Origin of the sequence: Ralstonia sp. SET104, assembly GCF_003851545.1 — a bacterium.
Classification (GTDB): domain Bacteria; phylum Pseudomonadota; class Gammaproteobacteria; order Burkholderiales; family Burkholderiaceae; genus Ralstonia.
Window position 1 is genome coordinate 33452 of the sequence record NZ_BHVX01000006.1, and the last position, 13708, is coordinate 47159.

Annotated in this window: 11 protein-coding genes; 4 read left to right on the forward strand and 7 right to left on the reverse strand. The window is 64.0% G+C overall.

Annotated elements, in window-relative coordinates; all coding sequences use genetic code 11:
* Nucleotides 1–78: 78 nt before the first annotated feature.
* Complete coding sequence (gene cls, locus PSUB009319_RS09475) at nt 79–1512, reverse strand: cardiolipin synthase (RefSeq protein WP_124381979.1); 1434 nt, start codon at nt 1510–1512, stop codon at nt 79–81.
* A 184-nt stretch (nt 1513–1696) separates the two neighbouring features.
* Here cls and PSUB009319_RS09480 point away from each other — a divergent pair, with 184 nt between their 5' ends.
* Nucleotides 1697–3424: a phospholipase D family protein gene (locus PSUB009319_RS09480; RefSeq protein ID WP_124381980.1), complete on the forward strand. Its 1728-nt coding sequence runs from the start codon at nt 1697–1699 to the stop codon at nt 3422–3424.
* Nucleotides 3425–3500: 76 nt separating this feature from the next.
* Here the strand turns inward: PSUB009319_RS09480 and PSUB009319_RS09485 are convergent, their stop codons facing one another.
* Nucleotides 3501–3641 carry an entericidin A/B family lipoprotein gene (locus tag PSUB009319_RS09485; RefSeq protein WP_124381981.1) on the reverse strand — a complete coding sequence of 47 codons (141 nt, stop codon included), beginning with the start codon at nt 3639–3641 and terminating at the stop codon, nt 3501–3503.
* 292 nt (nt 3642–3933) lie between these two features.
* Between PSUB009319_RS09485 and PSUB009319_RS09490 the strand changes: the two genes are divergently transcribed.
* Nucleotides 3934–5502, forward strand: coding sequence for a methyl-accepting chemotaxis protein (locus PSUB009319_RS09490; RefSeq protein ID WP_124381982.1), 1569 nt, complete (start codon nt 3934–3936; stop codon nt 5500–5502).
* Nucleotides 5503–5583: 81 nt separating this feature from the next.
* Here the strand turns inward: PSUB009319_RS09490 and PSUB009319_RS09495 are convergent, their stop codons facing one another.
* Together PSUB009319_RS09495 and PSUB009319_RS09500 are read right to left on the reverse strand one after the other, a co-directional pair.
* Nucleotides 5584–6999 carry a bifunctional diguanylate cyclase/phosphodiesterase gene (locus PSUB009319_RS09495; RefSeq protein WP_124381983.1) on the reverse strand — a complete coding sequence of 472 codons (1416 nt, stop codon included), beginning with the start codon at nt 6997–6999 and terminating at the stop codon, nt 5584–5586.
* Between the two features lie 224 nt (nt 7000–7223).
* Nucleotides 7224–8129, reverse strand: a complete 906-nt coding sequence (locus PSUB009319_RS09500; protein ID WP_124381984.1) for a flagellar brake protein — start codon at nt 8127–8129, stop codon at nt 7224–7226.
* A 118-nt stretch (nt 8130–8247) separates the two neighbouring features.
* Between PSUB009319_RS09500 and PSUB009319_RS09505 the strand changes: the two genes are divergently transcribed.
* Nucleotides 8248–8769, forward strand: coding sequence for a GtrA family protein (locus PSUB009319_RS09505; RefSeq protein WP_124381985.1), 522 nt, complete (start codon nt 8248–8250; stop codon nt 8767–8769).
* Between the two features lie 5 nt (nt 8770–8774).
* Here the strand turns inward: PSUB009319_RS09505 and PSUB009319_RS09510 are convergent, their stop codons facing one another.
* On the reverse strand, nt 8775–9257 hold the full coding sequence (locus tag PSUB009319_RS09510; protein ID WP_124381986.1) for a hypothetical protein: 483 nt from the start codon (nt 9255–9257) through the stop codon (nt 8775–8777).
* Between the two features lie 656 nt (nt 9258–9913).
* Between PSUB009319_RS09510 and PSUB009319_RS09515 the strand changes: the two genes are divergently transcribed.
* Nucleotides 9914–11254: a sensor domain-containing diguanylate cyclase gene (locus tag PSUB009319_RS09515; protein ID WP_124381987.1), complete on the forward strand. Its 1341-nt coding sequence runs from the start codon at nt 9914–9916 to the stop codon at nt 11252–11254.
* 73 nt (nt 11255–11327) lie between these two features.
* Here PSUB009319_RS09515 and PSUB009319_RS09520 read toward each other — a convergent pair whose 3' ends face one another.
* Entirely contained in the window at nt 11328–11891 is a 564-nt protein-coding gene (locus PSUB009319_RS09520; protein ID WP_124381988.1) for an acyloxyacyl hydrolase, read from the reverse strand.
* A gap of 302 nt (nt 11892–12193) precedes the next feature.
* Nucleotides 12194–13708 carry an efflux transporter outer membrane subunit gene (locus tag PSUB009319_RS09525; protein WP_124381989.1) on the reverse strand — a complete coding sequence of 505 codons (1515 nt, stop codon included), beginning with the start codon at nt 13706–13708 and terminating at the stop codon, nt 12194–12196.

The window sequence follows — 13708 nt, forward strand, 5'->3', positions numbered from 1 at the left end:
CCTGAAAACGTTGGCTTCAGGGTAGGAATGGCGGTGTCTGGATGCGCAGCGCTTCTTGCGGGCGAATTCGAAGCGTGATTACAAGATAGGCGCGAACAGCTTGGCCACATGCAGGATCACGCGGCGCAGCGGATGTGCCCGCTCGTATTCGTCACGGCCAATGCGGGCGGCTTCGGCAAAGTCCGCTTCGAGCATCTGTGCGACGTCGTTGGCGAAGCGCGCGTCGGCGGTCATGATCATCAGCTCGAAGTTCAGGCGGAACGAGCGGTTGTCGAGGTTGGCGCTGCCCACGGCGGCGGCCTCGTCGTCGATCAGCACCACCTTCTGATGCAGGAAGCCGGGCAGGTAGCGGTAGATCTTCACGCCAGCGCGAATCGCCTGATACGCATACAGCGTTGACGCCAGGAACACCATGCGATGGTCCGGCCGCGAGGGGATCAGGATGCGTACGTCTACGCCGCGCAGCACGGCCAGGCGCAGCGCGGCAAACACGGCCTCGTCTGGAATGAAGTACGGCGATGTGATCCACAGCCGCTTGCGTGCCGATTGAATGGCCTCCATGAAGAACAGCGAGCAGGTTTCCTGTTTGTCAGCCGGGCCGCTGGCGACCACCTGGCAGACCATGTCTTCTTCGGGCCGCAGCTCGGGCACGATCAGTTGCGGCACTTCGTGGGCAGCCCAGTACCAGTCTTCGGCAAAGGTGAGTTGCAGGTCCATCACCGCCGCGCCAACGATCTCGATATGCGTGTCGCGCCACGGTGCGAGCGGCGGCTTTTCACCCATGTATTCGTTGCCGACGTTGTGGCCGCCTATGTAGGCGCGGTCGCCATCCACCACCACGAGCTTGCGGTGGTTGCGGAAGTTGAGTTGGAAGCGGTTGACGAAACCGGCATGCGTGGAAAACGGCTTGGCCTGCACGCCGCCTTCAATCAGGCGCTGCACGTAGCGGCGCGGCAGGGCATGGCAACCGATGCTGTCAAAGAGGAAGTACACGCGCACCCCGGCACGCGCGCGGTCCAGCAGCAATTCGGCCAGGCGGCGGCCGAGCGTGTCGTCATGCACGATGAAGAACTGCACGATCAGCACGCGCTGCGCCTGCGCAATGGCCGCAAAGATGGCGTCAAAGGTTTCCGCGCCGTTGACGAGCAGTCTCACGCGGTTGCGTGCCAGGCAGGGCGTACCGGTCAGGCGCGGCAGGGCTTGCATGCAGGTGTGTTGCGGCGCAACCACGCTCGATTCATGGTCGCGCAGGCGGCGCCAGTCGTCGGAGAGGGTGATCTCACGCAGGCGGGCGTTATGAAAGCGTCGCGCATCCACGTAACCGGCAAAGGTGCTGCGCCCAAAGATCAGATAAGGGATCAGCGTGAACTCGGGCAGCGTCACCAGCGAAATGGCCCACGCAATGGCGCCCTGCGATGTGCGTACGGTTAGCACGGCGTGCATGGCCGCGAGCACGCCAACGCAGTGCACAACAAAGATGAACGCAGCAAACGCCGTGGTGTTGGTCAGCATCGGAAGCAGCAGGAGAGAGCACGCCTTTGGGCATTCTGACACGCCCCGGGTGGCGTCGGACAAACACGGATACTGCCCAGGCTGACGCTTGACGTAGTCTGGCCACAATGTTGGCCTGGGCACGCCGCATGCTGATGTGCTGTTGTCGTCCTGTCGTCCTGCGAACCAAAACCCGACATTGAACATGCAAGGGCATCCGAGGAACCCATCGATCGTGCAACTGCGCGCTTGGTTCGCCTGCCTGGCGGCAGTGCTGCTGGCCGCGTGTGCCAGCCTGCCCGAACATGTGGAGCGGCCTGTCGCGGCAGCGCTGCCCAACGCAGAATCGGCCACCGCGCTGGGGCGCTTGGCGCAGTCAAATGCGCCGTCGGCGGATGTCTCTGGCTTTCGGCTGATCCCGTCGGGCGAAGAAGCCTATGCCACCTTGCTCACGCTGGCCGACCGCGCCGAGCGCACGCTGGACTTGCAGTACTTCATCATCGAAAGCGACAACAGCGTGCGCGAGCTGATGCGCCACGTGCTGGCGGCGGCTGACCGTGGCGTGCGCGTGCGCATGCTGGTCGATGATCTGCACAGCGATGGGCGTGATCTGGCGTTCCTCAAGTTTTCGTCGCATAAGAACATCGACGTACGGCTGTTCAACCCGTTTCCGGGCGGCCGCATGTCAAACGTCACCCGCTACCTGAGCGGCGCGGCGGAGTTCCGGCGCGTCAATCGGCGCATGCACAACAAGGCGTTCATTGCAGACAACGCGCTTGCCGTGACGGGCGGCCGCAACTTGGGTGCCGAATATTTCACGCAGAACCAGACCACCAACTTCGTTGATCTGGATGTGCTGGCGGCGGGGCCGGCGGTGCGGCAGTTATCGCTGGCGTTCGATGCGTACTGGAACAGCGAATTCGCGTACCCGGTGCAGGCGCTGGCGCCCGAGCCCGGCACGGCGCATCCGCCCGAGCAGAAAGATGGCAACTATCCGCCGCCTGTGGCGGTGCCGCCCCGGCCTGCGGGGCCGCCGCAGCATATCGACGTGCCCACCCGGCCTATCGACATGGGCTCCGGTTCAAGCAAGCCTGCATCAGACGAGAACCCCTCCGACCTTGAGCAGCGCCGCAACCTGACCGATCTGGCAAGCCCGGCGCCGGAGCAGCCACTGCCGCTCAAGCCCGCACCGCGCGACTGGTTCCTGGCCGACCAGATCGCCCGCGGCCGCCTGCGTCTGGAGTGGGCGCCCGCGCAGGTCATCGTCGATCGTCCGGCCAAGGTGTCGGGTGATGACGTAGAACCGGGTGGCGAGCGTCTCGCCCAGACGCTGCTGCATCTCATTGACGAGGCCAAGCACGAGGTGGTGCTGATCTCGCCTTACTTCGTGCCGAGCAAGCGCGGCGTTGAGGTGGCCAAACATTTGGAGGCGCGTGGCGTGCGCCTGCGCGTGCTGACCAACTCGCTGGCGGCGACTGACGCGCCCATCGTGCACGTGGGCTATGCCAAATACCGCGGTGCGCTCGTCGACGATGGCGTCGAGCTGTATGAACTGCGCCCCACGCTGGGCGATCGCCCCAAGATGATCGGCACGTTCCGTTCGTCGCAGGCGAGTCTGCATGTGAAGTCGGTGGTGGTCGACCGCAGCACGCTGTTCGTCGGCTCGATGAATATCGACCCGCGCTCCATTGGGCTGAATACCGAGACGGGGCTGATCATCCGTAGCCCGGTGCTGTCGCAGGCGGTGGCCAAGCTGTTTGACGATTCGGTGCGCGATAGTGCGTACCGGGTGACCAGGGAGGACGGCCGCCTGCGCTGGACCACGCATCAGGATGGCAAGGCGGTTGTCGTCGATCACGAGCCGGAGGTTGGCCTGGGCCGCCGAACGTGGATCCAGATGTTGGCGCCGTTTACGCCCGAAGAGCTGCTGTAGCAGCCCCAAAAGAGAAAACGCCGCGGATTGCGGCGTTTTTCAACTCAGACAAGGGGGAGGCCCTGCCTTCGCGTCATTACATCTTCTGCTTGGTATTGTCGGCAGCGTTTTCCAGCTTCTGGCCACCCGTCTGGATGTCCTTGCCCATGCCTGCCATCGTGTTGCAGCCAGCCAGGAAAACGCAGCCCAGAGCCAGCAGTGCGATCAGTTTCTTCATCTTGATCCCCTTGTGAGCCGTGCGGTATCCCGCACGATGTTCGCGTGATTGCCACCAGGGCGGTGGCGCAACCCGCATTTTAGTGCCACCCCGCATACGTGGGGTGCGCGGAGCGCATCTTTTTTACCTTCTTGTAAATCACTTGCGATGCATCTTGGACATTTGTGGGCGAGCCCTCTATTTCCGCCCGCCCTTGCCGTTAGCACTTTTCAGGAGTGAATCGGGTGCCGGAAGACGGCGCGCTAGAAGCGTCACCGCGCCACACACGGCCGAACCATGCAGGGGAAAACACATGTGGAAATGGATGGATACGAGCATTCGCACGCGGCTGACCTTCCTGGTCGCAGCGTTTGCAGTGATGATTGCGGTGGTGGGCGCGGCGGGCATCAGCACCGGCCGGGCCACCAACGCCGATTTGCGCGCGGTGTATCTGGAAGATGCCAAGGGCTTGGACCTGTTGGCGAAAGACACCATCAACCTGTTGTGGGCGCGCATTCACTTGACCAATTTTGATTCGGTCTCGTCGCCCGAAGAACTCAAGAAGCTGCTGTCTGATGCGCACACCATGGTCAACTCGGCCAATGACGCGTGGGCGCAGTTCATGAAGCTGCCGATTGCCGAGGCCGACCGCGCCCAACTGCAGGCTGCTGACGCCGCGCGCACCAGGTTCGTCAAGACGGCACTGGAGCCGGCCATTGCGGCGCTGGAGCGCAGTGACCTCACGACCTACCGCGACCTGAACACGACCCAGGTGCCGAAGCTGTTTGTCGACTATGACGCCGCGCTCGGCCCGCTGGTCGGGGCACGCTTCAAATATGGGCAGGAACGCTTTGACCATTCCCAATCACGCTACACCATGAGCATCTGGATTTCGGGCGGCTTGCTGGCCGCCGCGCTGGTGCTGTCGGTGCTGGCGCGCAGCGTGCTCGGCCGCACGTTGGTGCGTCCGCTGGAGCGCGCGATTCAGGTGTTCGAGCGCATGGCCTCGGGTGATCTCGCTACGCGCATGGAAGGGCAGACCGCTGCTGGCCGCCGCGACGAAGCCGCACGCCTCATGCACGCGGTGTCGTCCATGCAGACGAACCTGCAGCAAATCATCGGCCAGGTGCGCACAGGCTCGGATTCGATCGCCAGCGCCACCAAGCAGATTGCCGCTGGCAATGCCGACCTGTCGCAGCGTACGGAGCAGCAGGCGTCGTCGCTGGAAGAAACAGCATCGAGCATGGAAGAGCTGACGAGCATCGTGCGCCAGAACGCTGACAACGCGCGTCAGGCGAGCACGCTGGCCGTTAACGCATCGGACATCGCCGTCAAGGGCGGGGAAGTCGTGGGCCGCGTGATCGAGACCATGTCGGGCATTAACGACAGCAGCAAGAAGATCGCCGACATCATCGGCGTGATCGAAGGCATTGCCTTCCAGACCAACATCCTCGCGTTGAACGCTGCGGTGGAAGCCGCACGCGCGGGCGAGCAGGGCCGTGGCTTTGCCGTGGTGGCCGGCGAGGTGCGCAGCCTCGCGCAGCGCAGCGCCACAGCGGCCAAGGAGATCAAGGCGCTGATCGGCGATTCGGTGGGCCGCGTGCAGAACGGTTCGACCCTCGTGGCCGAAGCCGGTACGGTAATCGAAGAGGTGGTCGTGGCCGTGCGTCGCGTGACCGACATCATGGGCGAGATCAGCGCTGCGTCGGAAGAACAGAGCAGCGGTATTGAGCAAGTCAACCAGGCCGTTACACAGATGGATCAGGTGACGCAGCAGAATGCCGCGCTGGTCGAGCAGGCCGCAGCGGCTGCGGAATCCCTGGAAGAACAGGCCGAGGCACTGCGCAGCGCGGTGGCGGTCTTCCGCGTCGAGCACGCATAAGCAGCACACGCGCAAGCAACAACGCCCTTGCGCATCGCTGCGCAAGGGCGTTTTCTTGTTTTCTCGTTTTCTCGTTTTCCTTTACGGCATCAGATCGCGTGCGCGCTCGGCAATCACGTCTTGTGTGTCGTCGATCCAACGTGCGGGAAAGGGCTGCGACAGGAGGTAGCCCTGGATCACGTCGCACCGGCAGGCGCGCAATGCGTGAAGCTGCGCGGCGGTTTCCACGCGTGTGGCCGTGACGGGCACACCGGCGCCGTGCGCGGCAGCCACCAGGCGCTGCAGCACTGCGTGATCGCTCGCATTGGTCACAGCGTTGACAACGGCCTGATCGAGCTTGACCTGATCCGGGCGGAAGGTTGCCAGGCAATCAAGGCTGCGCTCGGTGGCGCCAAAGTCTTCCACGGCCACGCGTGCGCCGCAGGCGTGCAGGGCCTCGACGGCTTTCTGTGCCGCACCGTTGGCACGGTGCAGCGTGTGCTCCGATATCTCGAAGACGAGGCGAGCGGTTGGCACTGCGTGGCGTGCGGCAATGTCGCGCACGACGTCGCTCAGTTGCGGATCGAGCAACTGCGCAACCGACAAATTGACGGCAGCATGCACGCCCGGCTGATGCCGGCTGTTGCGCCCCGCACGCTGGGATTCTTCACGCAGCAGCCCGGCCAGCATCTGCGCCGCGTTGTCGAGCACCCAGCGGCCCACCTCGCGAATGTCACCCGTCTGCTCCAGGATCGGCAGGAAATCGGCCGGCGCCACTCCGCCCAGTTCGGGTGAAATCCAGCGCAGCAGGAATTCGTAGCCGACGATGCAGCCATCGGCGAGGCTCAGTTGCGGTTGCAGGTTCAGGCTGAACTGATGCCGCGCGAGTGCATGACGCAGTTGCGCGGCCAGGCGCGGGTGCTGGGCTACGGCGTCTTCATCGTCGGCAGATGCAGTGTTGCCGCCGGAGTGCGGCGGCATGGCGGCCGGGGCGTACAGCGCAGGGCTTTGTTCAGCGCCGTGCTGAGCGCCGTAGAGCGCACGGTCAGCCTGTTCGATCAACCGTGCCGCATCGGAAGGCGTGCTCTCAAAGAGCGTCATGCCGATGCTGCACGAGCAGACCAGCTCGTAGCCGTGCGTGATGAAAGGCCGCGTAAGCGCGGCAGAAATCTGCCGCGCGAGATCGTGAACATCCTGTGCCGAGGCGAAGTCTGCGCAGGCAACGGCAAAGGTTTCAGGGCCGATGCGCCCGACGATGGGCGCGGCGCCATCAGCATCCGGCACGCTTAGCGCTCCGAGCCGCGATGCACATTCGACGATGACCTCACGCGCGGCCAGCGGCCCGAGCGTGTTGGTGGCCTCGGCAAAATGATCAAAGCCGATCAGCAACAGTGCGCCGATTGCGCCCTGGCGTGCGGGTTGCGGCATGGCAGCCAGCAGTTGGACAAATCGTTCGCGCTCCAGCAATCCGGAGATGGGATCCAGACTCGATGGCGCGACAGACCTTGCGCGGCTCATAAATGGGGATCGTCCTGCAAATGCCTTTAAAACAAAAATGCGTGCGTTCGATACGCGGTCAATCGTATTGCTTTGTCACAAGCAAGCCTGCGGCATCATAAGCCGAAAGTTGGCTATGGTGGCCGCTTCACAGCATGTTTTCGTGTGAGGGCGGCAGGCGTTTTTAATATTCAATGGTAATTAATTCTGATAAAAGTGACGCGAATATCAGTGCTATCTGCACGTTACACCATGCGCTGGCCGCCCCAAAGCAATTGTTCATAGATGAAGCATTGCAGCAGCATTTTTTGGGCTGCGACCAGTTCGATGAACTCCACGCCGTATTGATAGACGTTGGGCAGGTCAGACGGCTTTTCACTGCGCACGAGTGCAGCGGCCACCAGCTCGGAGTGGTAGTCGCGCGTTTTCACCCGGAAGCGCAGACGCGCCGGTGCGCCGCTGACTGCTAACCGATGTGCGGAACGGAACGACGCGCCCGTCGTGCTGATGTCCGAGATATGGATCATGCGCGGCGGGTCGCCACTCACCAGCATCTTGCCGACCACGTTGGCGCGCACGCGCAGCGATTTGCGCAACGTTCGGTTCTTGATCCGCCGCGGCGGCGACAGCACGACGTATTCGAACGGGATGCGGCAGACGGCCATCACCGTGCATTCGAAGCTGGCGATGCCCTCGCCCGAGAATGCGTGGATCTCCACCAGTTCGTCCTTGACCGGCATGACCGTGCGGCCGCTGTCGGTGGGCATGGTGATCAGCAGATGACGCTGAGGGCTGTAGCCAATCACGCGGGCGGCGCCCTTCGTCTGGCCGGCGCCAGCGGTCAGGCGCACCGTCAGCATGCCGCCTGGGCGCAGGCCCAGCAGCTCCATCGCGATCGTGCGTTCGCCGTCCGGGTCGTCGCCCATGTCGGGGAAGCTCGTGTTCGGGAACTGCGTGTTTGCAAACGCTGGCGCAGGCGCGGGCGTGCCATCAGGCCGACGATGCGGGCGGTGCAGCGTGAACAGCAGGTCGATCTCCTCTGGCGAGTTGATGACGTCGCCCTTGGGGACGAGTAGCTGCCCGTCGGCGTCAAGCATCGGCCACGGCAGAGGGATCGCAAGCGGAATATCGAGAGGTTGAAGTTCGAGCATGGCAATGGGGAGCCCACAGCCGCACGGGGCCCCACGTTTCTATACGGCCAAATGTCGCACAACTTTAAGCGCACTTATTGTGCAGGGGCGGTGGCACGCGGGTTGCGGCCCGGCAACCATGATCGAGCACAATGTCAGTTCCAAAGCGGATGGGGTGGGCGCGACCATGGCGTCTCGGCAGCATTTCTGGGCAGCGGTGGAGCAGTTTGCGCGCTATGTCGTGATCGGCGGCGGTGCAACGCTGGCGCATTATGTGGTGCTGTTCGGGCTGGTGCAGGCGGGGGTCTCGCCGTGGCGGGCGTCGGTGGTGGGCAGCGTGATTGGCGCCACGCTCAACTACTTCATCAGCCGGCAGGCTGTGTTCAACAGCACACGCGGGCACATCGGGGCGATGGTGCGCTTTGGCCTGGTGGCTTTCCTGGCGCTGGGGTGCAACGCCACCATCATGGCCATCGGGCTGGGGCTCGGGCTGTACTACCTGATTGCGCAGGTATTCGCCTCAGCCCTCACGGCAATCTTCAACTTCCTGGTGCACCGGTACTGGACGTTCCGTGACGCTGCGGCCGTGGGCGCACCCACTGAGCCGCAACCGGCCATCGTGCCGGAGCGGCCCATACGCGAGGGGCCTGAGCGGCCTTAGCGTGCTTAATGCCGACCGGCGGCACTTCGCAGGCCAGCGGGGGTTTCGGCCACGAACGTGACCTCGCCGATGCCGTCGCCGGGCGGGGTGGGGCCCTCGCCGTGCAGGCGCTCAACAACCAGACGCACATCGATCACATCGGTCACGCCGGCAGCTTCCAGCGTGACAAGTGCGGCCAACTGCGCAATCGCAAACGTATCCGCGAGCAGAGGCGTGTCGTCGTGGAGATCACCAGCAACGCGAGCGGGTGCGGTGTTGCTGGCGGCACGCGCAGAATGCTGCGCTGCATCACGTGCGCGATAGGCGAGATAGGCATCGGCAAAGTGCACGCGGTGCGCATCGAACACGCGCACGGCGGCAGTAAGGGCATCGTCAACCCAGGCCGGGTCGATCCATTGAGCGCCGGGCTGGGTACTTTCTGGCAGGCCCGCAAGCTTCAAGGCATAGCGGTGCGTTTGCGTGCCGGGGGCGACAAAACTCAATTCCATACAACCTCCCACAACCGCGTGCGCATGTGCCGCGGCTCGCCGTGTTTGATCTCGCCCCCCCGAAAGCGATATTGAAGAATAGTAACGGAGCTGGCCGCCCGCGCGTTTCGTTCTTCCGGATGAGGGCCGAGGCTTTGTCGTCACCTACAGGCAACCACAGTGTGGAATTTGCTGCGCAACCATAAAGCAAACGGTTGCGCGGGCAGCAGCGATCGCACTACCTAACCGAACGGCTAGCTGTTCGGCCCGGTGCGCCAGTGTAGAGTTGCCGGATGTCCGGCGACGCTGGGCAGGTGTCGACAATCGATGTCGACAAACGCAGACGGGAATGACGCGGGGCGCGTTTCCTTCGCGTCATTTCGCGTATGAGGGGACCTACGGCGCGCACGCGGTCCCTGTCCCCTCGCGGGAAGGGATTGCCCCGTTAACTTGCGGCTTCTATAGTCCGCCTCGATTCGTGCGCTTGCAACGCACCAAGGTCTGTCATCGCCGGCCACCAACCGGACCACACAGACCACGAGACCGGTCACGGGGATCACGCCAGCCGCCACCGCAACGAGCCCAACGCAGGTCATTGCGTCATGGAGCACCCTGCGGCGCGATGGCCATCACATCAGCTACCCCCGGGACTGCCGCATTCGCGAAACAGCATCGCCATGCTTGAGGACCACCACTTGTACAAGGCTGCGATCGAACATTCGCCGATAGGAATCGGCCTGTGCGCGCCGGAGGGTCGCTTCCTCGACGTGAACCGTGCGCTGTGCGCGCTGACCGGTCACGAGGCACAGGCGCTGCGCACGCGCGATCTGTTCGACCTGTGCCACCCCGATCACACGGAACGTACGCGACATGGTATCGAGTCGCTGCTCGCCGGTCAGCGCGATTCGCTGTCAATGGAAACGCGCCTGGTGCGCCAGGACGGCACCACTGTGTGGGTGCAGACCGACGTGGCGGTGGCGCGCGACGGTGGCAATACACACCTCGTGGTGCAGATGCAGGACGTGACCGCGCGGCGCTTGGCGCTGGAATCGCTGCGCGCGTCGGAGCAACGGTTGGCCTATGTGCTCGACGGCGCGGGGCTCGGTACGTTCGATTGGTCCACGCGTGCGCGGCATGTGTCGTTTAACCGCCGGACGGCCGACATGCTCGGCTACGAGCCGATGGATCTGTCCAACGATCCGGATGCCTGGTTTGCCATGGTGCATCCGCAAGACGTCGCGTTGAGCGCGCGACGCATCTATCGCCATATGCGTGGTGACGCCGAGGGCTTTGAAATCGAGCAGCGCATGCGTGCGCGCCATGGTCAATGGATCTGGGTGGCTGCGCGTGGCCGTGTGACCGAGCGCGATGCACGCGGCGCGGCCACGCGCGTGAGCGGCACGCTGCTTGACGTGACACAGCGGCGAACCGCGCTGGATCAGGCACACCATCTTGCGCTGCATGATCCGCTGACGGACTTGCCCAATGCGCGCTTGCTGCGCGATCGGCTGTTCATTGCCATTCAGACCGCACGTCGCGCGCGCGGTCAGGTTGCCGTCGTGTTCATCGATCTCGATCGCTTCAAGCCCGTCAATGATGAGTATGGTCATGCCGTGGGCGATCTTGTCCTGAAGGCGACGGCCATGCGATTGCGCAGCGGGCTGCGTGCATCGGACACCGTGGCCCGTCTTGGCGGCGATGAATTTGTTGTCGTGCTTACGCACTGCGCTACGCGCGACGATGTGTCGCAAACCGTGGAACGCCTGATCGAGCAGTTGCAGACGCCGTTCCGTGTGGAAGGCCACGTGTTGTCGATGGGCGTGAGCGCCGGCGTGGCGCTGTATCCGACCGACGGGCGCGACGCGCCAACGCTCATCCGCAATGCCGACGCTGCGATGTATGAGGTCAAGCGTGCTGGCGGCAACGGTTTCGGCTTCCATGCCTCGCTCAACTACGAGCGGTTGATGGGCATGCGACCGCGCGCTCGCGATCTCGACGGCGAAGCCGACGCGCGTTAATCAACCATCGCGCAAAACAAAACGGCCCGCCGCAAGGGCAGGCCGCGTGTCTGAAAACGCAGACGCTCAGACTTTAGAACGTGTAACGCAGGTACAGCTCGTTCAGATCGGTGCCCGGGTTCGGGCGCTTGATCGATGCGTTCGACAGGTGTTCAAAGCGATAGCCCATCTGGAACTGTTGCTTGCTGCCGAAGGCCACACCCACGCCGATCATGTCGGAGAACTGGAAGGCCGTGCTGAAGTTGTGCTCATCCGACGTACGGGTGTGCGACAGCAGACGCGGGCCAACCCCGGCTTCAATGAACGGCACCCACGAGCCGCCGCGCTTTTCGATGCGGAACAGCGGCGTCACCCCAAACTCGGTCAGGTTCTGGCGATTGGTGCCCTTGGTCGAGCGCCATTGGCCCAGCGCGACTTCCCAATCCAGGTTCACGAACCAGCCTTCCGGGTTGCCCCAGTGGAAGCCCGAATCGAAATCCAGATCGACGCCGTACTTCTCGATGCCGTGGCGGTTGTCCTTGCCGTAGATGGCGCGCACGGACGGGTCAGCCTGCGCAGGCAGGGCGGAGAACAGCGTGGCGGCACCCAGGGCGGTGGCCAGCAGCTTGGCGGAACGAGGAAGCGCGGATCGGATCATCAGAGAGAGGCGGAGTCAATTGAGCGGCGCGCGTGAATCTGGGCAACAGCGTCGGCAACCACGCGCGCGGCGGACATGGCGGCAGGCAAACAGACGGTCGGCATAGCACCGGGGCGGGCTTGCAGGGCACCCAGCGACGCAATTTACGCGCCTGCTGCTGCACCAGCACGCCCGGAGGATCAGGGTCGTCTGAAATAAATTCTGACGATTATAGGGGGAACTATCCGACTGCGTGCGTGCTTAGGCACAAGAGGATATTGCCGATGGCGAAACGTCGTCGGCCACCGGCAACAAGGGGATGCCTATTGAGCAGCCGGAGCGGATGCCGGCTGCAGCGCTGCCTGGCCGACCACTGGCACCTCCCCATGCCAGCCGCCGCCCAGCGCCTTGACCAGCAGCACCGCTGCCGAGTACTGCTTGCCCTGCAGCGTGAGCAGCGTGCGCTCGGCACTGTAGGCAGTGGCTTGTGCGGTGATGACTTCCAGGAAGCTCACGGTGCCCGCGCGGTAGCGGTTCAGGTTGAGTTGCGCGGCTTCCTGCGCGGCCTTGACGGCATCGGCTTGCACGGCAAATTCCTGGGTCTGCCAGCGCAGCGCGGCGAGGTTGTCTTCAACGTCCTGGAAGGCGCCGAGCACGGTCTGGCGGTACGTTGCGACCGACGCATCGTAAGCAGCGCCGGCCTTGTCGACGGCAGCCGCGCGAGCGCCCCCATCAAACAGCGTTGCGGCCAGCGTCGGGCCGATCGACCAGACGCGGCTGGGCAGCGTTGCCAGGCGCGACAGCGTGTTGGCCGCCAACCCGGCCGATGCCCCCAACGTGAGCGTCGGGAAGTACGCGGCCTTGGCCACGCCGATCTGCGCGTTGGCGGCGGCCATGCGGCGTTCAGCGGCAGCAATGTCGGGACGGCGCTCAAGCACGGCCGACGGCACTTGCAGCGGAATGGCTGGCAAGGCCGGCAAGTCAGCCGCGCTGGCGGCAGTGGCAGGCGCCAGCGAGAATTCCGCCGGCGGCTTGCCGATCAGCACCGCAATGGCGTGCTCCAGTTGCGCACGCGTGACTTCGGTATCCAGCAGCAGCGCTTGCGACTGCTTGAGTTGCGTCTGCGCGGTCAGCACATCCGAGCGCTGCGCCACGCCCACCGCGTACTGATTCTGCGTGAGCTTCAGGAAGCGTTCGTAGTCGGCCACGGTGCGCTGCAGGACGGCCTTCTGGGTATCCGTGACACGCAATTGGAAATAATTCTGCGCAAGCGTCGCCTGTGCCGAGAGCAATGCGGACGACAAATCGCCGGCGCTGGCTTGCGCGCTGGCCTTGTTTGACTCTACCGACCGGCGGATGCGGCCCCACAGATCCAGCTCCCAGCTTGCGTTGAGCGACAGGCTCTGCGAGTTGAGCAGGCTCGGGTTGCCGGTCGAAAGGCTGCCATCGGAGTTGACCGAGGTGCGCACCGAACGGCTGCGCGTGGCCGATGCACTGGCACCGAGCGTGGGGAAGAACGAAGCCTGTGCCGATTGCACCAGCGCTTGTGCCTGGCGGTACTGCGCCTCGGCTACCCGGATGTTCTGGTTGGCGGCGGCCACTTGATCTTCCAGCGCGTTCAGTTGCGCATCGTTGAAGATCTCCCACCACTTGCCGCGGGCGATGGCGTCGCTCGGGCTGGCAATCTTCCAGCCATCGACGTCCTTGGCTTCCTTGTATTGCTGCGGCACCTGCGTATCCGGCCGCTTGTAATCCGGGCCGACCGCGCAAGCGCCCACGAGCGCGCACGCGGCCAGCGCGAGCAGTGAGGTACGGAGGGCTTGAGTGCCTCTTGTCAT

Excerpts from the sequence above, each read along its gene's own strand:
- cls (WP_124381979.1), bottom strand. The coding sequence starts at position 1,512 with ATGCTGACCAACACCACGGCGTTTGCTGCGTTCATCTTTGTTGTGCAC.
- PSUB009319_RS09480 (WP_124381980.1), top strand. The coding sequence starts at position 1,697 with ATGCAAGGGCATCCGAGGAACCCATCGATCGTGCAACTGCGCGCTTGG.
- PSUB009319_RS09485 (WP_124381981.1), bottom strand. The coding sequence starts at position 3,641 with ATGAAGAAACTGATCGCACTGCTGGCTCTGGGCTGCGTTTTCCTGGCT.
- PSUB009319_RS09490 (WP_124381982.1), top strand. The coding sequence starts at position 3,934 with ATGTGGAAATGGATGGATACGAGCATTCGCACGCGGCTGACCTTCCTG.
- PSUB009319_RS09495 (WP_124381983.1), bottom strand. The coding sequence starts at position 6,999 with ATGAGCCGCGCAAGGTCTGTCGCGCCATCGAGTCTGGATCCCATCTCC.
- PSUB009319_RS09500 (WP_124381984.1), bottom strand. The coding sequence starts at position 8,129 with ATGCTCGAACTTCAACCTCTCGATATTCCGCTTGCGATCCCTCTGCCG.
- PSUB009319_RS09505 (WP_124381985.1), top strand. The coding sequence starts at position 8,248 with ATGATCGAGCACAATGTCAGTTCCAAAGCGGATGGGGTGGGCGCGACC.
- PSUB009319_RS09510 (WP_124381986.1), bottom strand. The coding sequence starts at position 9,257 with ATGGAATTGAGTTTTGTCGCCCCCGGCACGCAAACGCACCGCTATGCC.
- PSUB009319_RS09515 (WP_124381987.1), top strand. The coding sequence starts at position 9,914 with ATGCTTGAGGACCACCACTTGTACAAGGCTGCGATCGAACATTCGCCG.
- PSUB009319_RS09520 (WP_124381988.1), bottom strand. The coding sequence starts at position 11,891 with ATGATCCGATCCGCGCTTCCTCGTTCCGCCAAGCTGCTGGCCACCGCC.
- PSUB009319_RS09525 (WP_124381989.1), bottom strand. The coding sequence starts at position 13,708 with ATGACAAGAGGCACTCAAGCCCTCCGTACCTCACTGCTCGCGCTGGCC.